31 protein-coding genes are annotated in these 25245 nt (G+C 36.4%); 3 read left to right on the top strand and 28 right to left on the bottom strand.

Going from position 1 to position 25245, the window contains the following annotated elements; genetic code table 11:
- The 28 genes from VMW81_07050 to VMW81_06915 all read right to left on the bottom strand — a co-directional run.
- The coding region (locus VMW81_07050) for an NAD(P)-dependent oxidoreductase (GenBank protein HUU50698.1) at window positions 1–725 on the bottom strand (725 nt) is incomplete at its 3' end.
- 57 nt (window positions 726–782) lie between these two features.
- The gene (locus VMW81_07045; protein ID HUU50697.1) at window positions 783–1562 is read right to left on the bottom strand and encodes a radical SAM protein; all 780 of its coding nucleotides are present in this window, start codon (window positions 1560–1562) and stop codon (window positions 783–785) included.
- Between the two features lie 8 nt (window positions 1563–1570).
- Complete coding sequence (locus VMW81_07040; protein ID HUU50696.1) at window positions 1571–2419, bottom strand: Mrp/NBP35 family ATP-binding protein; 849 nt, start codon at window positions 2417–2419, stop codon at window positions 1571–1573.
- Between the two features lie 114 nt (window positions 2420–2533).
- Entirely contained in the window at window positions 2534–3433 is a 900-nt protein-coding gene (locus tag VMW81_07035) for an ATP-binding protein (protein HUU50695.1), read from the bottom strand.
- A gap of 108 nt (window positions 3434–3541) precedes the next feature.
- Window positions 3542–3997, bottom strand: a complete 456-nt coding sequence (locus VMW81_07030; protein ID HUU50694.1) for an OsmC family protein — start codon at window positions 3995–3997, stop codon at window positions 3542–3544.
- 61 nt (window positions 3998–4058) lie between these two features.
- Complete coding sequence (locus tag VMW81_07025; protein HUU50693.1) at window positions 4059–4250, bottom strand: zinc ribbon domain-containing protein; 192 nt, start codon at window positions 4248–4250, stop codon at window positions 4059–4061.
- Window positions 4251–4301: 51 nt separating this feature from the next.
- A complete protein-coding gene (locus tag VMW81_07020; protein ID HUU50692.1) occupies window positions 4302–5153 on the bottom strand; it encodes an ATP-binding protein in 852 nt (283 codons plus the stop codon).
- Between the two features lie 133 nt (window positions 5154–5286).
- Window positions 5287–5508, bottom strand: a complete 222-nt coding sequence (locus tag VMW81_07015) for a hypothetical protein (GenBank protein ID HUU50691.1) — start codon at window positions 5506–5508, stop codon at window positions 5287–5289.
- A gap of 21 nt (window positions 5509–5529) precedes the next feature.
- Window positions 5530–5913, bottom strand: a complete 384-nt coding sequence (locus VMW81_07010; GenBank protein ID HUU50690.1) for a NifB/NifX family molybdenum-iron cluster-binding protein — start codon at window positions 5911–5913, stop codon at window positions 5530–5532.
- 37 nt (window positions 5914–5950) lie between these two features.
- Window positions 5951–6343: a NifB/NifX family molybdenum-iron cluster-binding protein gene (locus tag VMW81_07005; protein ID HUU50689.1), complete on the bottom strand. Its 393-nt coding sequence runs from the start codon at window positions 6341–6343 to the stop codon at window positions 5951–5953.
- Window positions 6344–6419: 76 nt separating this feature from the next.
- The gene (locus VMW81_07000) at window positions 6420–6824 is read right to left on the bottom strand and encodes a DUF5320 domain-containing protein (GenBank protein HUU50688.1); all 405 of its coding nucleotides are present in this window, start codon (window positions 6822–6824) and stop codon (window positions 6420–6422) included.
- A 186-nt stretch (window positions 6825–7010) separates the two neighbouring features.
- Entirely contained in the window at window positions 7011–7925 is a 915-nt protein-coding gene (locus VMW81_06995; GenBank protein HUU50687.1) for a TIM barrel protein, read from the bottom strand.
- Window positions 7926–7958: 33 nt separating this feature from the next.
- Window positions 7959–8201, bottom strand: a complete 243-nt coding sequence (locus VMW81_06990; GenBank protein HUU50686.1) for a YkoF family thiamine/hydroxymethylpyrimidine-binding protein — start codon at window positions 8199–8201, stop codon at window positions 7959–7961.
- Between the two features lie 79 nt (window positions 8202–8280).
- Window positions 8281–8994: an MBL fold metallo-hydrolase gene (locus VMW81_06985; protein ID HUU50685.1), complete on the bottom strand. Its 714-nt coding sequence runs from the start codon at window positions 8992–8994 to the stop codon at window positions 8281–8283.
- Between the two features lie 23 nt (window positions 8995–9017).
- On the bottom strand, window positions 9018–9665 hold the full coding sequence (locus VMW81_06980; protein HUU50684.1) for a DUF169 domain-containing protein: 648 nt from the start codon (window positions 9663–9665) through the stop codon (window positions 9018–9020).
- Window positions 9666–9964: 299 nt separating this feature from the next.
- A complete protein-coding gene (locus VMW81_06975; protein ID HUU50683.1) occupies window positions 9965–10255 on the bottom strand; it encodes a hypothetical protein in 291 nt (96 codons plus the stop codon).
- 86 nt (window positions 10256–10341) lie between these two features.
- Window positions 10342–10818: a DUF134 domain-containing protein gene (locus tag VMW81_06970; GenBank protein ID HUU50682.1), complete on the bottom strand. Its 477-nt coding sequence runs from the start codon at window positions 10816–10818 to the stop codon at window positions 10342–10344.
- A gap of 338 nt (window positions 10819–11156) precedes the next feature.
- Window positions 11157–11651 carry a universal stress protein gene (locus tag VMW81_06965; protein ID HUU50681.1) on the bottom strand — a complete coding sequence of 165 codons (495 nt, stop codon included), beginning with the start codon at window positions 11649–11651 and terminating at the stop codon, window positions 11157–11159.
- Window positions 11652–11702: 51 nt separating this feature from the next.
- On the bottom strand, window positions 11703–12779 hold the full coding sequence (locus tag VMW81_06960) for an MBL fold metallo-hydrolase (protein ID HUU50680.1): 1077 nt from the start codon (window positions 12777–12779) through the stop codon (window positions 11703–11705).
- 94 nt (window positions 12780–12873) lie between these two features.
- Window positions 12874–14397: a tripartite tricarboxylate transporter permease gene (locus VMW81_06955; GenBank protein HUU50679.1), complete on the bottom strand. Its 1524-nt coding sequence runs from the start codon at window positions 14395–14397 to the stop codon at window positions 12874–12876.
- A 14-nt stretch (window positions 14398–14411) separates the two neighbouring features.
- Complete coding sequence (locus VMW81_06950; protein ID HUU50678.1) at window positions 14412–14912, bottom strand: tripartite tricarboxylate transporter TctB family protein; 501 nt, start codon at window positions 14910–14912, stop codon at window positions 14412–14414.
- A 211-nt stretch (window positions 14913–15123) separates the two neighbouring features.
- Window positions 15124–16125: a tripartite tricarboxylate transporter substrate-binding protein gene (locus tag VMW81_06945; protein HUU50677.1), complete on the bottom strand. Its 1002-nt coding sequence runs from the start codon at window positions 16123–16125 to the stop codon at window positions 15124–15126.
- 214 nt (window positions 16126–16339) lie between these two features.
- Window positions 16340–16735, bottom strand: a complete 396-nt coding sequence (locus VMW81_06940; GenBank protein ID HUU50676.1) for a response regulator — start codon at window positions 16733–16735, stop codon at window positions 16340–16342.
- Window positions 16736–17074: 339 nt separating this feature from the next.
- The gene (locus VMW81_06935; GenBank protein ID HUU50675.1) at window positions 17075–17713 is read right to left on the bottom strand and encodes a response regulator transcription factor; all 639 of its coding nucleotides are present in this window, start codon (window positions 17711–17713) and stop codon (window positions 17075–17077) included.
- A 19-nt stretch (window positions 17714–17732) separates the two neighbouring features.
- Window positions 17733–18890 (bottom strand): histidine kinase, encoded by a 1158-nt coding sequence (locus tag VMW81_06930; protein ID HUU50674.1) that lies wholly within the window; start codon window positions 18888–18890, stop codon window positions 17733–17735.
- 893 nt (window positions 18891–19783) lie between these two features.
- A complete protein-coding gene (locus VMW81_06925) occupies window positions 19784–20134 on the bottom strand; it encodes a response regulator (protein HUU50673.1) in 351 nt (116 codons plus the stop codon).
- A gap of 202 nt (window positions 20135–20336) precedes the next feature.
- Window positions 20337–20990: a response regulator transcription factor gene (locus tag VMW81_06920; protein HUU50672.1), complete on the bottom strand. Its 654-nt coding sequence runs from the start codon at window positions 20988–20990 to the stop codon at window positions 20337–20339.
- Window positions 20991–21003: 13 nt separating this feature from the next.
- The gene (locus VMW81_06915; GenBank protein HUU50671.1) at window positions 21004–23220 is read right to left on the bottom strand and encodes a GAF domain-containing protein; all 2217 of its coding nucleotides are present in this window, start codon (window positions 23218–23220) and stop codon (window positions 21004–21006) included.
- Window positions 23221–23705: 485 nt separating this feature from the next.
- On the opposite strand from VMW81_06915, the gene VMW81_06910 reads away from it, so the two are divergent.
- From VMW81_06910 to VMW81_06900, 3 genes are all read left to right on the top strand, one after another.
- The gene (locus tag VMW81_06910) at window positions 23706–23969 is read left to right on the top strand and encodes a hypothetical protein (protein ID HUU50670.1); all 264 of its coding nucleotides are present in this window, start codon (window positions 23706–23708) and stop codon (window positions 23967–23969) included.
- A 23-nt stretch (window positions 23970–23992) separates the two neighbouring features.
- Window positions 23993–24364 carry a PilZ domain-containing protein gene (locus VMW81_06905; protein HUU50669.1) on the top strand — a complete coding sequence of 124 codons (372 nt, stop codon included), beginning with the start codon at window positions 23993–23995 and terminating at the stop codon, window positions 24362–24364.
- A gap of 115 nt (window positions 24365–24479) precedes the next feature.
- A complete protein-coding gene (locus tag VMW81_06900; protein HUU50668.1) occupies window positions 24480–24878 on the top strand; it encodes a PilZ domain-containing protein in 399 nt (132 codons plus the stop codon).
- Window positions 24879–25245: the final 367 nt, after the last annotated feature.

Below are 25245 nucleotides of genomic sequence, written 5' to 3'. Positions count from 1 at the left end.
ACAATCATCTTGGCTACCTCTTCCCAGGTTATATAAAAAGAGGATAAGTTAAATGTTTCACCCCATGCCTTCTCGTTCAACAATACCTTCTCCAAACCTAAAAGAAAATCATCAAAATGAAGAAAACTTCCACCTGCACCCTCTGGAACCTGTATCACCTTCCCATCCAAAGCCGTCTGAATCATATTCCTTAGATGCTTTCCCCCAATCTCCTCTCCAAATCCCCACCAAAATCTTATGTTGGTTGCGGGTAAATTGCTCTCTTTCTGATAGACAAGACAAAGCTTCTCACCTGCATACTTTGCTAAAGCATAAAGGGGCTTCCTGGAATCCTCAACATCACACGAATGTTTCTCATCAATAGGAGCATACTTCGGCGAACCATACACCACAGCACTGCTTACAAATATAAATTGCTTTACCTTACTTTTAACCGATGCATCTAGTAAATTTAAAAGTCCCATCATATCGACTTCAAAGGTCTCAAAAGGATCCTCAGAAAATGACCAGGCAAGATGAACCACAACCTCTGTGTCTTTCACTGCATCCCTTACCTTATCCCTCTCTTCTACTCCACCCTCTATCAGCTCTAGACCCTTCCCTTCCTTACCCTTAAAAAGATCAATGCTCTTATCTAATACCTTTATCTCATGCCCCTTCTCCATTAATCTTGGAACCGTATAACTCCCTACAGAACCCGAACCCCCAGTTATCAGTATCTTCATCTCTATTTCACATCCTTTGATTTTAAAAAAATTTATATTAAAGTTTAAAGAATGATTCTAAGCTATTTTTCCTCTCCTTACTAAAGTCTCTTTGCTGCTAATAGGAACAGTTTCTTTTCTCTCTTTTTCATATACAGAGATAGGGTTCAATCCAATGAAATATTCTTTTATAGTGGAGATTTCCTCCTCTGATAGCGGTTTTGCTTCACAGGGTCGAAGTGGAGTATTAATCTGGACTTCATCAGGCTCAATCTCTTTTACAATCTTAGCAAGCTTTTCACAGCTATTCTTATTTTCTTCAATGAACATAATCTGTAATGCGAATCTACCATGATATTCTGCTCTGAATTTCTTTATCCCACTTAAAACAAAATCAAAAAAAATCCCCCACATCGGCCTGTTTATCTTCATAAATAATTCTTCATAACAAGCATCTAATTTGGCTACGACAAAATCCGCTTTCAATAAATCCCTCTGAACATCTTCCCTTTCCATCAAGGAGGAATTCGTTAATACAGCTATTTTTTCAGATCGAAAAGACTTTATCGCCTCAATCATTTCACCCAGATTCTTGGCCAATGTTGGCTCTCCTCTACCAGAAAATGTAATGTGATCAATAGGAATTTTTGGCACTCTATTTATTTCTTTTATGATTTCACTCGTCTTGACATATATCTTTCTCATATTATCAAACTTAAATGTCTCTCCCAGCTGGCAGTAAACACAATCAAATGTACAAACCTTCTCCTTGGAAGAGATTGGATCAATGCCCAGAGATCTTCCAAGTCTCCACGATGAAACGGGACCATAGATATATTTAAATTTTCTTTGTTTCATAATAATCCTCAATGAACTTTTAATGTCAAAGAATTTTCCATCTTATCTATAATCTCTTCAAAGACTTTTGCGGTTTCAGTCTTTTTTCTAAAGTAGATAAATGGTTTTCCTTCATCTGACAATTTTACTATATCAGGTTCAATAGGAATCTTGCCTAAGAAAGATACTTCTAAGTCGTTGGCAATCTTTTGGCCACCGCCTGTTTTAAACAGATCAATACTCTTCTGACAGTAAGGGCAAACAAGGCCACTCATATTTTCAATGACTCCTATAAAGGGAATATTTAGTTTTTTCGCAAATAAAACACCTTTTCTTGAATCTAAGATGGCCACATCTTGAGGAGTAGTAACAATGATTGCACCGTTTATATCTGATATAAGCTGACAGATAGATAAAGGCTCATCCCCGGTTCCTGGAGGAGAATCTACAATAAGATAATCAAGTTTTCCCCAATTGACATCAGCCAGAAACTGTCTTATTAACCCAGCCTTAAGAGGTCCTCTCCAGACAACAGGTTCATCTTTTCCCAAACCAATCAAAGCAAGACTCATTACCTTTAAGTTGGGGAGTAGGCTTACAGGTTCAATCCCTAAGTCAGAAACCATAATTCTTGAGTTCTCAATCCCTAACATCTTTGGAACGTTGGGGCCATGAATATCGACATCCAATATCCCCGTTTGATATCCTCTTGTAGCTAATCCATAGGCCAGATTAACTGCAGTCGTAGTTTTACCGACACCACCTTTTCCACTAAAAACCATCAATTTATTTCTTATTTTAGTCATGTTTTCTTTGACTCTCTTTATCTGCTTTTCTATTTGTTCCTTACGGTTTTTTTGATTTACCTTTTCACTCATTTTAATCTCCCTTTGTCACAGCCAAATAGTATGGAACTGACCATACTAATTTCAAGAATCTTTATCTCTAAGGAAAGATACTTATTTGTTAAATTCAGAATCTTTCACATATTTTTAATTTTTTACTACCTCTTTCTTTAGTTCCATATCTTGCCATAACGTCTTCTTGATTTTATTCCACATCTCTTTTATTCTTATGGAAGCTTCTCGGTTTTCATCATATTCTACGAGAGGCACTGCATTAATTAAAGATTTGACAGCCTCTTTGTCAAAAGGGATGTCTCCTGCCATATCTACCTTAGATTTTTTGCAGAAATCTTTTATCTTTTGAGTATTTTCAAGATTTAGATCATACTTATTTATGCATACAGAGGTTTTTATCTTATTTTGTTTGGCAATGCTAAGGACCCTTTTTAGATCATGAATGCCAGATAGAGTTGGTTCCGTGACTATCAATGCAAAGTCAACGCCAACCAATGAGGCAATAACTGGGCAGCCGATTCCAGGCGGTCCATCTATAATGCAATAATCCTTCTGTTCTTTTTCTGCAATCAGCTTTGCAGCCCTTCTCACCATGGTAACAAGTTTTCCAGAATTTTCTGCAGCAATTCCTAATTTTGCGTGTACCATTGGGCCGTATTTTGTTTCAGAGATAAACCATTCCCCCGATAGATTATCTTCCATGGATATAGCTTTATCAGGACAGATAAGACTACAAACAGCACATCCTTCGCAGGAAAGGAAATCAATAATGAAATCTTTACTTATTGCATCAAAATGACAGGCTTTTACACATTCTCCACACTTCGAGCACAGATTTTTATTAATCTTGGCAGTCTGCCCACTTTTGAATTGATTCCTTTCTTTGACTACTGGTTTTAGCAAAAGATGTAAATCCGCTGCGTCGACATCACAATCAGCCATGACTTTATTTTTAGCTAATGAGGCAAAGCTTGCCGTGATAATCGTCTTACCTGTTCCGCCTTTACCGCTGATAACAATGATTTGTTTCACTGGTGATAACCCCTAAGTTGTTGATATGTTTATTCAATCGGTGTTAAAAGATATTATATGGCTTAATAACAGTTTATAAATATTTTTTATTACAATCAAAATCTTAAATCATTCTTTAGAACCAATTTCTATCTCAGGTTTAATCTCAACATCAGATTTTATTGAGTTGGATATGAGACATCCCTTTTCAGATAGTCCTAAAAGGTCTTTTGCCTTTTCAATGTCTGCAAAAGATGCAACAAAAATCTGAGGAAATACTTTTATCTTGGAAAACATGAATTTGTCCTCTACTCGTTCTAAGGTTCCCTCTGCAAAACTCTCATAATTTACCAATTCAAGCTTTTCTTTCTCAGCAAAATACAAAAAAGTGGTCATAATACAGATATTGACAGAAGATACAAAAAAATCTTCTGGAGTCCATATGTCAGGATGGCCTTTAAATTCGGGTGGTGTAGCCACCTCAATAGTCGATTTTCCAGAAGATGAGAGAAGCCCTTTTCTTTCTTTTAACCATTTTACATGGTTTTTATAGATAAACTGTCTGCTTTTTCTTATATGGCTCATTTTTCTCCTTGAAAATGTTGATCGAGCTTGTATAGGACAACTGCCCCAAAGATTATATTCCTCAGGTTGGTGTGGTACAGCTTGAGTTTCCACCTGTGCCGGAGGATTTGCCTAAACTAAAGCTACTCATCTGCCGAGAGATTTTAGTACTCCCGCATTCCTTGCAGACCTTTTCTTCTTCTCCACAAATCATGCCCACTAAAAGTTCAAACTGTGCTCCACAGTCATTACAAATAAAGCTATACAGCGGCATTTTATTCGCTCCTTCTCATTTCTAAAAAAGTTTTTTAAATATTTATAGCTTCTACCCCCCTCTTGATTTTTTCGAAAGAGCCCTTATGGTACGGAAAAGCCCTTTGAACTTACTCAAGTATTCTGGTTTTTCTTGTACTACGGGAATCCCCTTAGAATAAGCCACAGCTATATTCTTACTAAAAGGGATTCTCATTAATATTGGAATATTTTCTTTAAGACAGTAAGCATCAACTTTTTTATCTCCCAGATCTGAGCGATTGATGACAACACCAAAAGGAATCTTCATCTTTTGCAATACATCAACCGCAAGAGTTAAATCATGAAGACCAAAAGGCGTCGGCTCTGTAACAAGAATACAAAAATTACTTCTCTTGATGGATTCGACAACAGAGCACCTCGTGCCAGGTGGAGCATCTATAATAACCTCCTTGTCTGTATCGATGTATTTTTTAACCTCTCTTATTAAAGGAGAAGACCTTGCTTCGCCAACCTTCAATATACCTTGGACAAAATCGATATTTTTACCATTCTTTCCTATCTCTAATTCCCCTATCTCCTTATCTACTTCAAAAATTGCCTTTTCAGGACAAAAAAGACTGCAGCCACCACACCCATGACAGAGTTCGGGGAAGATTAATACCTTGTTTTTCAAGACCGCAATTGCATTATAGGCACAGACTTCAGCACACTTACCACAGAAGTTGCATTGAGATTCATCTACTTTTGGGACAGGGACAAAAACAGACCTTTTTTCTTTGATTTGGTATTTTAAAAAAAGATGGGCGTTTGGCTCCTCGACATCGCAGTCCAGAAGCTGAACATTAGACAGAGACAATGCCAGACTTACAGCGACGGTTGTCTTTCCCGTCCCACCCTTACCGCTAGCAACAGAAATGATCATCGCCCGTTCCTTTCAGGAGTTTCTTTTTGGTAAACAGGTTTTTTAACTTTCTTCTTTTTTATTTTTTTTGGGAAATATTCATTCTCAAATGATGAGAAGTATTACTTAAATCTGGTATCTATTTGAAAGAATTTTATTCTCTAACCATTTTTGAACCGCAATTAGGACAGGTTGCGGTAGAGCAAGGAACACCAATTTGATGTGCCACCTTTTTTCCACAACTTGGACAGATACAATTACCTGAAGGGCCTGCCCCAGGTCGATTGCCACCCATACGGCCCCTGCCAGCACCACCGTTTCTTCTCCCTGTTCCTGGACCTTGCCCGAGAGGGCCTGTTCCATCTCCAAATGGCATTTTAAACCTCCTTTCTATTATTTAAAGTTCATAGCTCTTTTTAGGCATTCCAAACTCAGACATTACATCTGGACTATCCGTTGCTTTAAGCTCACCTTTTTTATATTTTTCAATCGCCTCTTTAACAGTTCCAGATGCTCCAACAATTACCTCGACACCTGCTGCCTGTAAGGTATGAAATCCATTTGGCCCACAGTGACCTGTAAGCAAAACTTTTGCCCCTTTATTTGCAATTAATTGGGCTGACTGGATTCCTGCTCCACCCACAGCCTCAATGTTAGGATTTTTTATAGATTCAAAATCGAGATTTTCTGAATCTACAATAATAAAGTAATGACTTCTTCCAAACCTGGAATCAACTTCTGAATCCAAATTCTCTCCCTGAGAAGTAACGCAAATCTTCATTATTATCACCTCTTTCTTTGATTATTGGTTTTTTAAACTACTCTTTATGATCAGAAGCGTGATCACATTCGGTTTTATCCAAGCCATAATTCTTACCAGAACCAGGAATGCATAAGGATTCTCCGCCTTCAAGGGTTCCTTTGATTAATTTATCTATAACCTCATCAATCCTCCCGCTAATTCCAGTAAGAGTTTCTATGCCATATTGTTTAAATAATCCTGAGGCTCTTGCCCCCATACCTCCTGCAATAACACAATCTATGCCTTGTTCATGAAAAAATTGAGGTAAAAGCCCGGGATGATGACCTGGATTATCAATTGCCTTTTTATTCACCAAACCCTTATCATCAATCTCAACAATGGTAAATGTAGGGCAACGACCGAAATGAAGAGATACAGAATCTCCATCCGTAGAGATTGATACTTTCAAGCTTAATCTCCTTTTTTAAATTTTTAAACGAGCAGGAATAGAGTGGGGTATTCTACTCCTGCTCATTTTATTCATATTAACGGCCTTTATCTTTAGCCTTAGCCTTCGTCTCGGACTCAAGTCCTGCTATACGCTCATTTATACTTTTAATCTCGTCCTGCATGGACTTGGCTTCTTCTCTTAGCATATCCGCTTCCTGCTGTGGGGTTATATTTGGAGCATCGGGATATCCATAAGAAGCGTATGAATAAACCCCTGGATTATACGCATAGGGATATGCTCCTCCTCGCCAAAAGCCTCTTCCTCTGCCAAACCCGCCACGTCCCCAACCCATGCCTCTGCCCCATCCTCGACCAAACCCAAACCACCTTCCTCCAGCAGGATTGGCATAGCCTGCAACTGGATAGCCGTAACAGTAACCCATACCCCAACCTGTTCCTGGTCCTAATCCTAGAGGGCCTGTTCTATCTCCTCCGGGCATAAAAAACACCTCCTTTCTATTTTTGATTTAAAGTTTTTGCAATAAATTTTACTGAAATAGGGATATTTTTAATAATAATAGTTATTCTCATCTATTAGATAAAAAAATATTTTTATTTGTTATATAGTATTTTTTACAAATTCTGTAAAGCTGTAAAATATTTCTAACATATTGTTTTAAATAAACTTAAACCTGTGACCACGCTTCTTTTAATGTTCTTTTAGCATTGGCAATCACCAGTTCAGATGTCTCTTCACCAAAGGGCATGACTTCAAAAGATACGATTGGTCTTTTTCCCTCTCCTAAATATCCTATCTTGAATAATGCCTTTAAGAATGCAGCGAGTTGCAGAACGTCATTCTCACCACCTGGATAACCGAACCTGGGGTGTTTATCTCCGCAGGCAACATCACTTGTATCTTTGTAAAGAGCATTACCAATATGAATATGAATCAGATGATCTTTAATCGTCTCTAATGCCTTTTCCATATCCTCAAAAAGAATGGGAACATGACTGAGATCCCACATAAGACCAAAATCATAACCCTTATCTCTCATGGCTTTGGAGACTTTAACAGCAATATCCGAGGGCCCAACCAGACATTTCTTATCAATTGTCTTATCAAAGGCCTCTAGGGTTATTCCTTCCAGCCCTTTGCTGTTGGCATAATCAGAGACCTGACAGAGAGAATCAACCAAAAGCTCCGTGGCTTTTTCCCTGTCTTTATCACCAGGGTCTTTACCGCTTAAAAGAGCTACCCTTTTGGCACCAAGCTCTATGGCTTCATCTACAGATTGCTTTGATCTGTCGATCGCTTTTTTCCTTATACCCTCGTCCAGAGAATTGAGGTCATGCTGACCAGTTAATAGTCCTGGCTGACCACCAAAACCTACCTCCATATGAGCTGTTTCTATAATGGCTCGAGCCTTTTTTCTTGTTTCGCTGTCCTTCATGATTCCAACTTCAATCACATCAAAGAAATCATCCTCAGCAATCTTCTGGATAGTCTCAAGAACAGGACCCTCTCCCTTTAGAGTGCCTAGAAAGGCCATAAAATGAACGATTCCCATTTTAAAATAATTAGACCAAGGTTCCTTCACAGCAGCACCTCCTTCTTTCTGTTATAATGATTTTCATACCTTACATGCATTGGAAAGGGTTAATGTTAAAACTACCCCTCCCTCTTTTGCCGCGACATCAAAAATACTCTTCATACAGGAAAATACCTCATCAGAATCTCCTGAGAAAATAGTACTCATTGCACCGAGATCATATTTTATATCTCTTTTCTTTAATTCATCCAATGCCTTGTAAATAATATCCCCTAGATCTTGCTTCCCCAGGGGATAGAGAGAAAATTGGCATGATACATTCAATTCTTCACCCCCTCTTTATTTTTTATATCTTTTCTCAACCCCATCTACGAAAAATTGATAGAATTATAAGAATTTCAATCTAAGCTTCTATTGTTAACCCAGCTTTTATTGAAATATAATGCTCTTTATAACTTTCCTTAAACATCTCCTCTGCTTCCCTGCCACTACAGTGAGTTAACCCAACCCTTTCAACCTTCATTTCCTGCAATTTTTCAATGGTATTTTTTATGAGTATTTTTTCACTATTTCTCAAATGAAATCCGCCAAATGCCAAATTAAATCTCTCCCCAGGAAATTTTTCTCTTACTGTTCTCAATATTTTTACAATCCCAGGATGACAACATCCTGTTACTACACTGATACCATTAACAGTTTTTACAACAATTGACTGCTCAGGCATATATTGGTCGTTATAATTTCCTGGTATTTCACCTGTGACAAAAATATTCTTTTTAATTTCAGCAAAGTTTCCTGTCTCTAGAAGTCTTCCTTGTAATTTTTTTGCCTTTTCTTTAAATTCATCAGTAAAATGAGGGCAAGCATAGACCTTGATTCCTTTTCTCTTCTTCAAGAGATCCCATAAACCTCCTGTATGATCCCAATGGTCATGAGAAATAACAACCGCTTTTATACTGGAGATATCTATATTCATCTTTTTTAAGTTATTGAATAAATAGACTGATTTTTCACCAGTATCGAATAAGATATGGTCGTCCACTAAAAAAGAGATACCCCATCCTACTGAAAATCCCTTCCCTATACTTTTACTATCAAAAACTACTTTGATTTTCATTTTATAAAATTTAAAACCTTTTTCTAAGCAACAAATACATTAAACAACCTCTTGGGAATACCTACCACCAATCTTCCTCGACTCATGTTTGAATATTTTCTTGCATCATCACATCCAAAAGAAATACTAATTTTCCCCATTGAATAAGTTCTAACCGCAATGCCCCCGCATATTGACATCATACAGTTTAAATACACATCCAAATTCTCTCCGAAATTATCATTATATTTTTTTATTATATTCATTACCTGTTCTGGAAGCATATACGCCATTATAAGATCAGGTTCTCCTTCAGTATTCAGTCCAATATATTGAAAGGGCTTTTTAAAACGGGGAATGTGAGAAAACAATGATTTAAGAAGAATATCTTTTCCAATCTGACGCTTATCCTGACAAGCATCTAAGAGTTTATTTCTATAATCTGAATTCCATCCAAAAGCATATTCTGCTCCCAAACAAGAAATACTCTCTTTATCCAAAAAAACGGGATGTATTATGGCTTCTTTAGTTGCCTCACAAAATCTTATATTTTTTAATTTTTTCCCCTGTTTTAAGTTTGGTGTTTCTTTATAGAATTTTACTTTAATCCAATTACCTCCAAACCTTTCTGAAAAGAACCAATGAATACGATCTAATTCTTTTTTCATTTCAGTCTTATCTAGTACTGGCATTTTTTACTCCTGTGTTTAATGACTTAAGGTTTTTACACTAACTTTTACTAAAATAAGAATCTTTTTAATAATGATAATCATTCTCATCTATTATATAAAAAAATTTTTCTCATTGTGAAATGTTGGGATTCTTTATATATTAACATTTGAAGTTTTCTGGATCCACAAAGATAAAATAGCGGCTTCTTCCAAATCGGGAATCAACTTTTGGCTCCAAAATATCTCCTTTTGAAGAAATGCAAATTTTCATACTATCACCTCTTTTTTAGAGAAAGTGGGAAGGTTAGTTCCCACTCTCTCTATTTTTCCTCCTTTTTCAGCTCTTTTTCTATTTCGTTAAGTCTTTTCTCAAGCTCGGCTTTTTCATCCTTTAGGATCTTTAGTTCATACTCAAGGTCTTCTTTTGTAGCTGATGAAGGAGGGACAGGACCAAAGCTGTATACTTGGGAAGCATGAGCCATCCGTCCCGCTGGATCTTGGTAATAGGCATGAGGTCCAAAACCACATAAACAGGGTCCAATATAAGAATAACCTGAAGGTGTGGCCTTACTGTACCATCCGGGCCACCAACCTCTTCCTCTGCCATACATATTAAGTCACCTCCTTTAATTTAATATTTTGTTATAAAAATAGACTTATTTTAACAAATCATTATTCTATTATTGTTTTTAAACATTTATTTCCATGGAGGACCATGCCATCTTCCTTTCCCTCGACATCTCCCAAATCTCCAGTGGAAGGGCTCACCCCTTCTTATCATTCGTATATCGGGTTCTTTGCATTCAGGGCAGTCTTGAGGTTTCTGAACCGCTTCTTCTGTTACCCATGTATTTCCACACTGGATACAATAGAATAATCTGTCTGCCGTGGTATAACTTCCACCCTCTATCCTTAATGCATTTCCTTTAACAAGACACTCTGCTATCTTTCTGTGAGCCTCTTGCAGGATTCTTCCAAATGTTTGTCTTGAAATCTTCATCATCTTTGCTGCCTCTTCCTGATAAAGACCTTCAAAGTCTGCAAGTCTTATAGCCTCGAATTCATCAACTCTTAAAGTCAGAAATTCTGACTGAGAAATCCTTATCCCCCCTGGTCTGAAAGAAGTTGAAATAGGGTTTCCCCACACAAACCTATTTTTTCTTGGACGTACCATTTAAAAACCCTCTCGGCAATGAGCATATGCTCATAATATATAACCAATAAACTTTCTTGTCAAGGTTTTTTTATGATTATTGATTTTAAGATTTGTGAGAAGTTTGGTTTATAAATCAAAGGTCTCGCTGCCTCTATCTTCCTCGTTATCTTGATAAGCTTAGATCCACTAGTATGACAGGATACACAACTGCTCTCTGATGAATGAATAACAGACGGGAAACTCCAGAAAAGAAAGAGAAAAAAAGGAATGAAAAATAAAAAAAGACTAAATTTATAACGCTTGAACTTATCCATTTAGTTTCTCTATAAAGATAGATACATCGATACTAAAACAATCTATACCAATATACACGGTAACTTAAATTTAAAATCCTTTGTTTTAAGAGTTAATACAGGACAAGGAGCCGTTCTAACTACCCTTTCAGCAACACTTCCCATCAAAACATGAAAAAGCCCTGTTCTTCCATGGGTACCCATTACTATCAAATCGGCCTCTATCTCCCTTGCAGCTATAATTATCTTTACAAAGGGATTTCCCTTTTTTATAATCTTCTCTATCTTAAGTCCTTTTTCACCCTTGATATTCTTATTTATAAATTCCTCTGTTTCTTTCATTTCTTTTTTGACAATATTCTCTTTCATATCTACACGAGATGCATATGGACTTGTCTCAAATTTATAGAACTCTTCTAAATGGTCAATATCTATCACATGAACAACATAAATTATCGCTTCATATATTTCTGCTATATTCATGGCATACTTAAATGCTTCTCTTGAATTCTCTGAATTATCTGTTGGTACCAAAATCTTTTTAAATAAAATAGCCATTAAAACTTCTTTTCTTAATTTTAATGTTTATTAATTTATTAAACCGCTATCTCAAGAATCTTGATAATTGCTGGAAAAAATGTATGTATGTCCTACTGGAGCCAAGTGGTTTTTAGTGAGCATAAATCCCTTTTCAGATTTATTGTTCTCTTGCCAGAGAAAATTTATAAGACGAGAAGGGGAACAGTGAGTCGGAATCAGATAGCGGATATTTTGTTCAAGGAGGTCTTTTGCTGTAGCTTCTGGATCTGTGTTTGGATGGAATCCTCCATAATAACAGTAAACCTTATCTGTTCCTGATATGGTCCTTGCGTAATTCAGAGAGGTGTTGACACCGGCATGGGAGCATCCTGTAATAACAACCAAACCCTTGTCTTTTACATTAAAAGCTATAGAGGTATCTTCTTCAGCATGATCCTCGGAAACAGCATTTCCGTTATTATCACATGTATATATCTTGGGCCAGGGACGGGGTTTCATCTCATAATCTTTTGCAACACCTATTTTTTTTGCTTCAGGCCTGATACTTCCGAGATAGAGAACCATATTATCTATGAGAAGCTTTGGATGATAGGAGCTTATCCATTTTCCGCCGCGCTCCTCAGCTTGTTTTTTATCCGGTTTGTAAATAATATAATCCTTTGTCTCGATGTTTGATTCTTTGGGTATTTTAGCCCTTGGGTTCCAGAATGTCTCCCCGCTGATATACAGAGGGACCTCCCTTTTTGCATCGGGATTTATAATCTCAAGAGCTTTATTGAGATTTCCATAGTGATCCGTATGACCGTGGCTAAGAAGGAGCATCTCCGTCCTTTTTGGGTCAAAGTCCTTGTCAAGAGAGCTAAGAACCTTGGTGTTGTGTTCTAATGCGGACCCATTCTGCCCTGTATCAAATATCAAATAGTGGGATTCTTTCCCTTTTGTAATCTTGATATAGTTGCAAAAGGCATGGGCTCCGCTCAGGCTGTTCTTTAAATCAAAAAGATCATAGTTCCCGTAAGGAATGAGAATGCTCTTCCCGTTCTTATCTTTAATCACACTCCCTTCGGTTCCTGCATAATCTCCCAAAACATCAAATATTTTGATCTCATCAATGGGCTCGATTTCGAAAGTTTCGATTCCTTCCATTTATATATCCCCTGATAAACAAATTCTTAAAAGTATAAGGCTAAACTTTATTTATTATATCTGTCACTTTAAGAAAAATGAGGTTTTTATCATTTTAAGACTTAGCCTCCATGGCCTCTCTCTTCGATCTCCTTCCCTCAACTACTCCTTTAGTTATTGGAAAAGCATAGAGGAATATTGAGATAATCAAAAGTGTTAAAGATATGGGATGAGTAACGAAAATCATCAGAGAGCCATCAGACTGGAGAAGGCTCTGACGCAGAGCGTACTCGGTCATGGGACCAAGAACCAAGGCTAAGATAAAGGGCGCCACAGGGTAATCTGTCTTTTTACAGAAATATCCGAGGATACCAAAAATCAATACCTCCCATACCTCAACCATACCAAAATTTTGAACATAACCGGTTATCAAACAGAAGATGGCTATAATTGGGGTCATGATGGTAAAGGGGGTTTTCAATACCTTCATCAAAAAAGGAACCAGAGAAACCTCAAATATATAGGCCAGAATGTTAACAATAAAGCCACAGGCAATAAGCCCCCAGACAAACCTGGGCTGTTCAATAAAAAGGCGAGGACCAGGAACAAGCCCCCAGATCAACATTCCACCCAGAACAATGGCTGCTAGTGGAGATCCAGGAATACCCAGGGTTACCATGGGAACAAAAGCACCTGTGCTGGCCGCATGATTGGATGACTCAGTAGCCATGACTCCTTCAGGAACCCCTGTTCCCCATTCCTTTGACCTCCTGGAAAAAGATTTTGAAAAACCGTAACTCATAAAGGAGGCTGGTGTGGCTCCTGCAGCAGGAAGGACGCCTACCAAAAACCCCAATACAGTATCAGATAATACCAAAACCCTATGCTTCCAAATTAATTTCCAGGCTTGGACATAATCTTTCCATTTGACATCAGGATGGATAATCTCAGCCTTTATCCCTTTTTCTATAGTTACAAGGACCTCCCCAATTCCAAACATGCCCACAACTGCTGTCAGGAAGGTGATGGCATTATAAAATCCCATGTAACCAAAGGTAACTCTGGGGTTACCGGATATTACGTCCATTCCTACACAGCTTACAATCAGGCCGAAGATCGTCATGATAACAGTCTTTGTGACCGATTTTCCCCCTAATCCAGCAAAGCAGGCATAAGCTAAAATCATCAAGGCAAAATAGTCACAAGGGCCAAAAGCGAGGGCATATCTGGCAAGGGGCGGAGCCAGAAAAACAAACCCAACACAGGCGAGTGTCCCACCAATAAGGGAGGCAGTAGCGGCAACAAAGATGGCAAGGGCTCCCTCACCCTTTTTTGCCATGGGGTGTCCATCAAGACAGGTAGCTGCTGCCATAGGTGTTCCCGGAATATTGAGAGAGATTGAGGTTATGGCACCTCCAGCAGTTCCAGCGTAGTAGATAGCAGCTATAAAGATCATGGAGGACTCAGGAGGCAAAACAAAGGTAACAGGAAGGAGAATAGCCACACCATTGAGAGGGCCCAATCCTGGTAGAAGCCCGAATATCATCCCTAAAACAACACCTAAAAAGCCTACTAACATATTAAAAGGAGTAAATGTTACCTGAAATCCCAATGCTAAATTCGATAGTATTCCTTCCATAAATTAACTCCTTTTTATAATAATTTAAATAATAATGACTCGGTAATACCTTTTTCCAAGGTTAATTTAAGGCTCTTTTCAAAAATATAAAAGACAGCAACATTAAAAAGGATCCCTGTTGGCAATGACAGTTTCCAGGAATGCCTTCCAACAGCTCTCATATAGTAAATAATATATATCGTAGCGCCGAGGTAAAATCCAAGCCAGGGAATAGTAAAGACAAAGGCAAACATAGGCCAAAAACCCCAGAGCACTTCTTTTAAAGCCTCTAAGGTAACAAAGGGCTTATCAGCTAGACCTTCTTTTACTGCATCAATTACCTTTGGTATCAGCACGATCAGACTGCATATCAACATCAAGCCCGCCAGATAAAAGGGAAACCAACCAGAAGCAGGACCAACACCCTTTTCCCAGGCAATCGATTGCCTCGTAGCAGGAATGACACCACTCTCTAACATAATAGCGATAGAAAGCACTGCCCAGAAAACAGCCATATAGATTTCACCTTTTTTCATAGAAGTTATCCTCTTTTAATATCATGTATGTATCAATACTTTTTTTAAACGATGAGGGATCATTATCACCAACTTTTTTCTTTTTAAAAAACTCAATTATGCTATTGTCCCCCGGCTACCATTTTTGGTAGCCAGGGGACATAGCCAGGGGCAACAGCTGGGGCCACAGACTACTACAACATATAACTCGCTTTACTTTTAAAAATCAGATTTACTTAATGAGCCCTTCTGCTTTCATATATTTCACATGTAAAGCATCATACTCTTCCATCCACTTTTTAAACTCCTCTCCAAATATAGGCTCCGAACAGTCAAGCATAATTCTGGAACAGAAGCCATGCCATTCAGTAGTTGCTATCACCTTTTTAATTAAACCACTCATGTATTCTATATGCTCTGGCTTGACCCCAGGAGGCATAAAGAGGCCTCTCAGCATTGCATAGGTAGCCTCAGGATGTCCCAGCTCAGGCATGGTAGGAACATTGATATAACCTATGACCCTCTTTTTATCAAAGGCTACGAGTTGTCTTTCTTCTCCTGCCAGGGTATAACCGAGAAATTCGGAGGGATTATTCACGGTGCAGTCTATATGTCCCCCTATCAAGTTTTTAGCTACTACCCCTCCGCTCTTAAAGGGTATGTATTTTAGATCAATCCCGGTAGCCTTCTCCAGCATGATCATGACTATCTGATCTTCCTGTTTGACACCAGTTCCACCGCACTGAAGGAGTTTTCCCCTCTTTTCAGCTGCTTTTGCTTCTTCGACAAACTGAGCCAGTGTATACATGTTAGGATATTTCTTGGTAGATATACAGAGGGCATGCCTGTCCAGAGCGAGCCGGCAAAACGGAGTTGCATCTCTCCAGGAAAAACCGATATCAGTATGAAGTGGTGTGGTGACTATGCTGGATAGGCTGACCATAAAATAGTGGGGGTCCCCCTTTCTGTCAATTAAATACTTCAGTCCTACCGTTCCTGAACCACCTTCTTTGTTGATGACCACAAGAGGTTGCTCACAGAACTTGTACTTTCCTACTACGCTCTGAATAAACCTGCCTATAATATCAGCCCCACCACGGGCATAAGGGATAACTACTGTTATAGGCTTTTCTGGTTTCCAGGCATCAGCACTTCCTAATAGCAGAGGAACCAAACACAATGCTAAAATAAGCCCCCATATTAGTGGTTTGCTCTTATCTAAGAAGAACTTCATTTTTCCCTCCTTTCAAGGAAATTTCTCTAACGATTCAACTAAATACTGATCTTTCACCTCCTTTCTCTTTATTTAATTTATTTTAAGACAGTAACTCTTTGAAGAATTTCTCATTTTTTAAATATATAGAGAATTTGTTTATTCTATAAATTTCTTCCATCTTAAAAACGTTGTTGTCTAAGTTTTTCAATTCGTTTTATTTTTAGACTTAAAATTATTTCTTCTTCTTTTTCAAAGAACCTTGACAAAGCTTCTCAAGAACTTTTGGAATCATCTCAAATTCCTTTGACTTATCCAGGAAAACTATATGCTTTGTCTTTAGAAATGTTTCTCGAAATCTTAGCTCTGGGTAATCCCTTAGAATAATGATGGGAATTTCAGGGGCCCTGAAATAGAGCTCTACGGCGGTTTCAACCCCACCTTGTACAGGGATTTTTATGTCTAATATCACTGCATGGGGTTTTAACTTTTCAAACAGGCTAATAGCTTCCTTCCCATCTTTAGCCATACCTATTACCTTTATTTTGCCGGTGCTTTCGAGGATTTCTCGTAGTTTCTTTCTCATTTCCTCAGATTGATCGGCAATCAGCACATCTATGCATTTAGCCATAGAACACTTTCTAACTGATATAAGAACAAAGGATTTTAAATATTAAATTATTGTTTATTCCTTACCCATACAATCCTATGCAAATAAAATAATCTATACTTAAAATATACTTGTGATAATTAATGCTTACTATCAAAGAAAAGCTGAACTTTAAGTCAGAATTTTTTTACAAAACTTGTAGGAAATTTCCTTACGATAAAAGGGGTAAGATAGACATCAACGGGAAGAAAATAAAGAATAATGAAGGATAGAAATCAAATTGCAAAAATAGCATCTGCGTTCTATTGTAAGATAAATAATACCGATTAAAGAGGTTGGAAAAGGAAAATAAAATAAATTTTAATAATCTACAAGTTTGTGGTGAAGGGCAAACTTTATCAATTCAGAGTTATTTCGCAGGTTTAGTTTCTCAAAAAGTCTGGTTCTGTAGGTATCGATTGTTTTTGAACTGAGATTTAAAGATGCAGCTATTTCCCTGGTAGTTTTTCCAGATGCTATAAAACAAAGGATCTGAAGCTCACGATCCGAAAGGCACTCTACCGGTGAAAAATCGGCATCGCTTTTGATCTTTTGAAGAGCCAACTCTTCTGAGACTTCAGGACTCAAATATAGCTTACCAGCATTCAGCTTACGCAGAGCCTTTACGAGTTCTTCGGATGCAACATCTTTAACAAGATATCCCTTGGCACCAGCGCGAAAAAGGCGAAGGGCATACTGCTTAGGGAGATGAACAGTCAGAATAAGAATTGGCAGTTTTGGGAAAGTCTCATGAATCTGTTTAGTAGCATCCAAACCATCCATATCAGGCATTGAGATATCAAGAATTAATACATCTGGGGGATTAGCTTCAATCTTCTGAATAGCTTCTATTCCTGTAGAAGCTTCACCTATAACCTTTATGTCATGGGTTTCATCGAGAATGCGCTTCAGTCCTTCACGGACAATTCGATGATCATCAGCGATAATTACCTTAATCATGACCACCCCTTTTTTACTTCTATTTGTAGACCAAAGGGATCTCTACAATAACGTGCGTCCCTTTTCCTTGTTCACCTTCTATGCTTAAATTGCCTGAGAGTATCTTTGCGTATTCAGTCATTCCAGTAATACCAACTGAGTGAGGATCTATGATTTTTTCCAGATCGATGCCAATTCCATCATCAACAATCTTGAGTCTCAGAGTGTTATCTTTTGCTATAGCCTCTATGATGACATGGGTAGCATTGGCATGTCGTGCTACATTTGTCAGAGACTCCTGTATGATTCTGTAAAGTGCAGTTTCAATATGCCTCGCCAAACGTTTCTTGTTTAGGTCAAATAAAACAATACATTCTATCTTTGAATACTCTTTAAATTCCTCAGTGAGCCATAATACTGCAGCCTCAAGGCCCATATCGTCCAAAACGCTTGGTCTGAGGTCAAAAGATACCTTTCTGATTTCATCAATAGATTTTTCAATCAAATTACACATTCTCTTAAAAGTCTTTTTTACTGATACCTTATCTTTGGAGATATGTTCACTAAGCCATGCAGCATCCATTTTGACAGATGTCAAGATTTGTCCGAGTTCGTCGTGAAGTTCTCTAGCTATTCTAGAACGCTCTTCTTCTATGGCTTGGATAAGTTTTTGGGATAGTCTGTGAGTGCGTTCCTCGGCCAATTTAAGTTTACTGATATCACGAAAATCTTCAACAATTCCCATAAGCGAACCATCAAGACTTCTAAAAGGAACTGCTTTTACCAAGAATGTTGCCTTGGTTCTGTCCAGCCTTTCTTTCTCCAATTCGCATTCTACACTTCCTTCACCATGAAGAATTCTTCTAAGGGGACATCTTTCAGTATTACAGAGTTTACTTTTAAAAATCTCATAACACTTCTTGTTTGTTATCTGACGATCAGATAGGACATTGAGATTCAAAAATGTTTCGTTAATACGGAGAATATTATAATCAGCATCTATGACCCACATAGCATTTGCCGCTGTATTAAAAATCTGCTCTAATTCCGACTCAGATTTTTTTAATTTTTTAAGTGCCATTTCAAGTGAGAGAGGATATTTTTTAGATATTTTTCTGTTTGTAATCGATTTGCGTACTTTTACCGATTTATTTAAGTTTTGCTTTTTTGTTTTATTTCTATATTTTGTCTTGACCATTAAGTAGAGCCTTATTCTGCTTAAATGGTTCTAGAATATTCAGAAAAGCTTTAGATCATTCTATCAAATATTAATTTTTATTAAACCGAAACACAAGAGAAAAAAATAAGATTTGAAAGGACTGAATATAGCTTATAGGCTAAGTTCATAAAATATTATTCTTATCTAATATCTTGTCAATAATTTACAAATGTTGGATATATCTTATCAAAAACATCCTAATCAATAATAAAACGTTTATTTATATAAAAATTGGGAATATGGTCTTAAAGATAAAAAACCCCTAGTTATATCATCACATTTGTCACCCACTTTGAAAGACTTTCTTAAATCCCAAAAATTCTCCTCTTTTATAATATTTTATTTTTAAAACACTTACAGCTGTCACCTACTTTTCTTGTCTGTCACCCACTTTGTCACGCACTTTAGCTTATTGTAGGTGACAGTTTTTGAGTTAAAAATAAGGATCTTAAAGGAGATTAAAATTTATAAGTAATTGATTGACAGCGAGTTGACATTTTTTGACAAAACTCTGCGGCGCCGTTTATTTTTCTCAGACTATCTGACTATTTCCTGTGGAAATCTCATCATTTTTCTCATTTAATTTGACCATCTTCTTTATAAATTCACCCTTAATTTTCTCTATAAGCCTTTAAATTTCTGATAATTACGGCCTATTACGGTTAATTACGTTTTTTTCTCAGAAAATATGACCAATAACATTTGTTGTTACTGGTCATATCAAATGAGAAAAATGGTCAGATCAAATGAGAAAAATGTGTAGCAACTGGGAATTAGTCGGAATATCTTGTCAACTAAGGACTTATAGGAAAATTGTAAGAGAATTAAAAAAAGGTAGTCAAATAAAAGTTTATCAAATCAAATGGCATTTGTTAACGAGTAAATATCTCATCAATATTTTTCTTCAATACCTCGGATGTAAAAGGCATTAAAATATATCTGCTTACCCCTGCTTCTAGAGCGCTAATAATTTTCTCTTTCTCTGCCTGGTAAGTAACCATAAAAAAATGGGTGGATTTTAATGAGTCATCGCTCCTAACAGCCTTGAGAAGATCCAATCCTGACATCTTAGGAATATACCAGTTTGATATGATTAAATTTATTTTTTCTTTCTTTAATAAGGTTAAAGCACTCCTACCATTATCTGCTTCAACTATTCTATTGTAACCTAAATGATGAAGAATCCCTTTAAATATTTTTCTTATATTTTTAGAATTTTCCACAAGCAGTATTTTCATATTTAAATCAGGTATATTTTATGTCCCATTAATTTTTAAATATAAATTTTTTATCGTCATTTATTATTATTTACTTAATACCCTAAAATGGTTAATTTTAAACTGTATTTTCATTGAAAAATGAATATTTTGGGTGGTTAAATAGATTGGAAAAATTTTTGATAAGGTGGGATTTAGGAATTAACTCTCACAATTTGCAAATGCCTTCTTTTAAGGCATATCTGATAAGATCAGCTTGTTTGTGTAAATCAAGTTTTCGCATGATACTTTTTCTGTGAGCATGTGCAGTGTGTAAAGATACATTTAATTTCATAGCTATTTCTTGATCATCAAAGCCCTCCCCTATAAGCTGAAGAATTTCTCGCTCTCTTCTTGTAAGCTGACCTAATATCTTAACTGCCTTGGAGGAATGTTTCTTCCCAAGAAATGAATGTACCACAAACTTTGATATTTTTGAGCTGAGAAAGAATCTATTCATATATACTTCACGAATAGCATGGATCACCTCTTCAACATCGCTCTCCTTTAATATGTAGCCTTTAGCCCCATATTTAAAAGCCCTTTCAATTAAACTTCTATTATTGTGCATGCTTAGAATAATTATCTTGCTTTTCGGATTCATTCTTACAAGCCTATCTGTTGTTTCAATCCCGTTTAAAATAGGCATGGTTATATCAATAATATAAACATCTGCTGGCTTGGTCTTTGCTAGATTTAAAATCTCATTTCCATTGGAAGCCTCTCCTATGACTTTTATATCCTTCGCCTTTCTCTCAATAACTTCCTTGATACCTTCTCTAACAATATTGTGGTCATCTCCTATAATCACTTCAATACTCAAGACGATGCTCCTATTAAACAGGTAATATTATATTTATCTCAGTTCCTTTCTTAGGTGCTGATTTAATATTAAATGTTCCATCTAAAGATTCAATTCTTTCTCGCATTCCAGTGATACCCATTTTCAGAAATTTGCCGATTTGCAATAAATCTCTGTCAAGTTCAAAACCATTACCGTTATCAGATATATCGAATTTTATACTGTTCTCTTGAGAGTAGAGATTTATTCTTACCTTTTTAGCCTCTGCATGCTTGATAACATTATTTAAAGCCTCTTGGGCTACTCTGTATAAGGCAATGGATACTTCGTCATTAAGTTTCTCTTCATCGATATCCACATTAAAATCTATCCTGAGCTTTGCTTGTTTTGCAAGTGTTGAAAAATATTCTCTCAATGCTGATGGGAGCCCTATGATATCCAAATCTATTGGCCTTATATCTACAGCAATATTTTTTAAATTTCGAATCATGTTTTTAAGCTTGTCTTTTGTTTGACGAAGATATTTACGAGCGTCTCTTATGTTCTTATTATTAATTTCTTCTTCAGCAATGCTCAAGCTGGCATTTAAGTCTATAGCCATAGAACCAAGTGCATCATGCAGGTTAGTGGCTATCTTCTTCTTCTCTCTTTCCCTTATAGATAGTATCTTTCCTGAAAATTTCTTGAGATTTCTTTCTGATTTTTCCAGCTCTTTCTTTGCCTTTTCCAGATCTTCAAATAGCCTTGCTTTCTCAATAACTATAGCAGCCATATCCGCAAAGGCAGAGAGAAGTTCTATGTCACTTTCTGTAAATTTTCTTAAATGTTTTGTTTTAACAATTATCACACCTATCAATCTATCCTTTACCATCATAGGAACCCCGAGGAAGGATTTAAATCCAAACCTTTTAGACACTTCCCTGTGTTTCTCTATAAGCCTTTTATCCTTTTGCAAATCCTCAATAACCAAAGGCCTCCTTTCCTTGGCTATAGTACCGCTTAGGCTTTCATCTATTTTTAGTCTTTTCTTAAGCATTTTCTCTATAGCCTTGTCGGTGCTAGCACCCCTAACAAGGTAATCTCCTTCCCTTAACCTGTAAAAGCATTCATCAGCATTAAGAAGCTTTGTAGCCTGTTTTGCTAGCCAGGGAAGAAGTTTTTCTTTTGAAACAAAGGAGGCTATTTTCTTGCTGAGTTCGTAAAGGGTTTTTTGCTGTTCTGTCTTTTTCTTCAGTGCCTCCTCAGCCTCCTTTCGCCCGGTGATATCAAAGGTACTCAGCAATATGCCTCGGTAGTTGCAATCAGTATCCTGAATTCTATAAAACGTATTGTCTACAAATTTACCTTTTACAACTTCAACAAGATGTAAAGATTTTTTTCCGTTTCTAAATTCATTGATAAGTGCTTCTATTTTTTCTTTCTTTTCTGGAGAATGGAACTCGTAAATATTTTTTCCGAAAACATCTTCATGTTTCAATCCAAACAAATTTAAACATTGTTGGTTGACATATTTTATGTTATTGTTTTCATCTAAGTATGCTATGCCTTGATGCATATTCGTAAGTATAGTATTCAATTCTGCTGTTCTTTCTTCAACCCGCATTTCCAGCTCGTTGTGGGCCTTTTGCAGCGCTTCTTGAGCCTTCTTTCGTTCAGTGATATTTTCAATAATCGTAGCCAGTTCATCTACGATGCCTTTGAGATATTCAATCAAATTTTCGCTAAAGGCAAAAGGCTTTGTGCTGTAAACCAAAAAGGCACTCTTGCATTTGCCATCTCTGATAAGTGGTATTGCTTGGTTTGAGCGATAACCGTATTGAAGGGCAAAAGAACGCCATTTTTCAAAATCTTTATCGTGCTCAAGGTCTGCATAACCAAAGGGCTTTTTCGTTAGAATCGCAAGGCTCATGGCGCATTTAGCATCTTTTTTATCATCCTCATATTCAAGCCGCAATCCATCGAGGTACTTCTCGTATCTTCCAGCCCATAGCTTCGGAAGAATTACTTTTTCCTCTTCTATCAATTCCGCATACCAGGCCATGTAATAACCAAACTCTTCAATCATCAAATCAAGTATTTTCTGAATCATCTGTTCAAAGGTAGCATCCGATATATAGAACTTACGCAGTTCAGAGATTGCGCGTTGATATGATGAAAATATTCTATAATGTTCTTCGCTTTCTCTAAGCGCTTCTTCAGCCTTCCTGCGCTGGGTTTCTGATTCATTCAACTTATTAGTTCTTCTTCTCATTTTTGCCTTTATGGAATCACAAAGTTAAAATAAATCAATTATTTATACCAAAAAAGCTGATTTTTGTCAATAGGGTTTTGTGGTTTCGTTTTATAGAAAAATTGCAGGAAATAAGAACATACAACTATATACATACCAACTGAACTTAAAAGATTAAGATTAACAGTTAAAGATAAATAATAAATTTCATTATTATCTTTTTAAAAAGGGGTTAAGTCAATAACCTATTTGAGTAGTTTTTCAGTTCAATCAAATCAGTCATTAAACTTTTAACAACTTTCTTCCGATTTAATTTTTTATCTAGAACATTGTCTATCAATTAAACTCTCCTCTATTCATGAAAAAATCTTTCTAGAAATAACCAAAACTTCTTCACTATGTCCAAGTTTATTAATCTAAAAAAACCTCAAAATTAGCCTATTTAGGGTATTTACTAAAATTAATAATATGCGATAAATATAATGTTAAAAATTACTTGATGAGAGATGTCAAAAATAAACTGTTGGGAATTCAAAAAATGCGGTAGAGAACCAGGCGGGGCAAATACAGAGAGACTTGGTGTTTGTCCTGTTACGCATGAAACTGATCTGGATGAAGTCAATGATGGAAAAAACGCTGGCCGTGCTTGCTGGGTTGTAATCAGTGATTTTTACTATAAAGATCCAAAAGAATGCTATGAATGTGATTTTTATAAATTAGTGATGGAGGAGAGAAAAAGGTTTTACAGTGGTAGTGGAAAAGATAATTAACATTCTCACTATATAATCTTAAGATGATAAAAGAACAAATAGAAAGGCGCAGAGCAATAAGAACAGTTCTTCATTCCGCTGCTATGGATGTATATCCTATAGATGTGAAACATCATAAAGAACTGAGAGGAAAAATCTGTGATTTATCTACTTTGGGAGCAAAATTTATCTCTAAAAAACAGTATGCTAAGGACTCAAAAATCTTTGTTGGTCTTTTGCTACCGAATCTTAATTCTTTGGTAAATATTTCTGGAAAGGTTGTGCGGTGCGAAGAGAAAAGTAGTGAGGGGTACCATATTGCTGTAGAATTTGATGAAGATTACTATCAACAATCTCTCATAAAAGAATATATAAGAATTATGAAATTGTGGGATAACCAATTCAATATACTCTAAAGATAAATATGTTAGTGGCGTTAAAAGTTCTTGATTAAGACATCCTAAGTTCTGAAAGGAGATTTCCGATAAAATAAAAAACGATTAAATTTTTAATTTACAAATTATTTTATAAATGAAAAAGACAGAACAGATAGAGAGACGTCGAGCACCAAGAACAAATTTAGACCACGCCATGATTGATGTATGTCCTCAAAAGGTAGTAAGCGAAAATCTACTTAGAGGGAAAATCTGTGATATTTCTACTGTAGGAGTAAAATTTACTTCTTTTAAATCCTACAAACAAGACTCGAAAGTTTATATAAGGCTTTTGCTACCCAATAATGATCTTCCGAGTGATGATTCTTTTATAGAGATTCCTAGCAGGGTCGTCCGTTGTGAAAAGATAGGTGATGAGGGATACTATATTGCTGTGGAACTTAAGGAAGATTCTATTCAACAATCTTTAATTGAAGATTTTATGAAATTAATGAAAAAGCGAGACAAGCATATTAGTTATGGAACTAAGGAATAAACACTTTAAAGATAAAGAATAAAAAAGGAATTTAAGGGAGTAAAGATTGAGTCTATTATGACCTCTAAAGTGGTCACAGTAAAACCGGATGATTCTTTCAAACTCTAAATCTATTGCCTCTTTGGCTGGTTTAATAGGGTTTCAATCCTTGTTTTAATGGTTATCATTCCTTAACCGACTTATTTAATTTACCAAAATTATCAAATCAAATGGCAAAAATGGTAAATAACTTCTTATGGACTGTCATAATTGCTTTTCAATTTATTTATAGAAATGTAACTTTACAACTTAAACCTTGGTTCTCAAGTATACTTCGCATAGATTGACGATCTTCGCTTGCATGATATTCCCCAATAATGACAATTGC

It is taken from the genome of Nitrospinota bacterium (assembly GCA_035528715.1).
GTDB lineage: Bacteria > JADFOP01 > JADFOP01 > DATKYB01 > DATKYB01 > DATKYB01.
This window is presented reverse-complemented; position numbering and strand designations above follow the sequence as displayed.

Coding starts and splice junctions, on each gene's coding strand:
- VMW81_07045 (HUU50697.1), bottom strand. CDS start 1,562: ATGAAACAAAGAAAATTTAAATATATCTATGGTCCCGTTTCATCGTGG.
- VMW81_07040 (HUU50696.1), bottom strand. CDS start 2,419: ATGAGTGAAAAGGTAAATCAAAAAAACCGTAAGGAACAAATAGAAAAG.
- VMW81_07030 (HUU50694.1), bottom strand. CDS start 3,997: ATGAGCCATATAAGAAAAAGCAGACAGTTTATCTATAAAAACCATGTA.
- VMW81_07025 (HUU50693.1), bottom strand. CDS start 4,250: ATGCCGCTGTATAGCTTTATTTGTAATGACTGTGGAGCACAGTTTGAA.
- VMW81_07020 (HUU50692.1), bottom strand. CDS start 5,153: ATGATCATTTCTGTTGCTAGCGGTAAGGGTGGGACGGGAAAGACAACC.
- VMW81_07015 (HUU50691.1), bottom strand. CDS start 5,508: ATGCCATTTGGAGATGGAACAGGCCCTCTCGGGCAAGGTCCAGGAACA.
- VMW81_07010 (HUU50690.1), bottom strand. CDS start 5,913: ATGAAGATTTGCGTTACTTCTCAGGGAGAGAATTTGGATTCAGAAGTT.
- VMW81_07000 (HUU50688.1), bottom strand. CDS start 6,824: ATGCCCGGAGGAGATAGAACAGGCCCTCTAGGATTAGGACCAGGAACA.
- VMW81_06985 (HUU50685.1), bottom strand. CDS start 8,994: ATGAAAATCAAAGTAGTTTTTGATAGTAAAAGTATAGGGAAGGGATTT.
- VMW81_06980 (HUU50684.1), bottom strand. CDS start 9,665: ATGCCAGTACTAGATAAGACTGAAATGAAAAAAGAATTAGATCGTATT.
- VMW81_06975 (HUU50683.1), bottom strand. CDS start 10,255: ATGTATGGCAGAGGAAGAGGTTGGTGGCCCGGATGGTACAGTAAGGCC.
- VMW81_06970 (HUU50682.1), bottom strand. CDS start 10,818: ATGGTACGTCCAAGAAAAAATAGGTTTGTGTGGGGAAACCCTATTTCA.
- VMW81_06965 (HUU50681.1), bottom strand. CDS start 11,651: ATGGCTATTTTATTTAAAAAGATTTTGGTACCAACAGATAATTCAGAG.
- VMW81_06960 (HUU50680.1), bottom strand. CDS start 12,779: ATGGAAGGAATCGAAACTTTCGAAATCGAGCCCATTGATGAGATCAAA.
- VMW81_06955 (HUU50679.1), bottom strand. CDS start 14,397: ATGGAAGGAATACTATCGAATTTAGCATTGGGATTTCAGGTAACATTT.
- VMW81_06950 (HUU50678.1), bottom strand. CDS start 14,912: ATGAAAAAAGGTGAAATCTATATGGCTGTTTTCTGGGCAGTGCTTTCT.
- VMW81_06945 (HUU50677.1), bottom strand. CDS start 16,125: ATGAAGTTCTTCTTAGATAAGAGCAAACCACTAATATGGGGGCTTATT.
- VMW81_06940 (HUU50676.1), bottom strand. CDS start 16,735: ATGGCTAAATGCATAGATGTGCTGATTGCCGATCAATCTGAGGAAATG.
- VMW81_06935 (HUU50675.1), bottom strand. CDS start 17,713: ATGATTAAGGTAATTATCGCTGATGATCATCGAATTGTCCGTGAAGGA.
- VMW81_06930 (HUU50674.1), bottom strand. CDS start 18,890: ATGGTCAAGACAAAATATAGAAATAAAACAAAAAAGCAAAACTTAAAT.
- VMW81_06915 (HUU50671.1), bottom strand. CDS start 23,220: ATGAGAAGAAGAACTAATAAGTTGAATGAATCAGAAACCCAGCGCAGG.
- VMW81_06910 (HUU50670.1), top strand. CDS start 23,706: ATGTCAAAAATAAACTGTTGGGAATTCAAAAAATGCGGTAGAGAACCA.
- VMW81_06905 (HUU50669.1), top strand. CDS start 23,993: ATGATAAAAGAACAAATAGAAAGGCGCAGAGCAATAAGAACAGTTCTT.
- VMW81_06900 (HUU50668.1), top strand. CDS start 24,480: ATGAAAAAGACAGAACAGATAGAGAGACGTCGAGCACCAAGAACAAAT.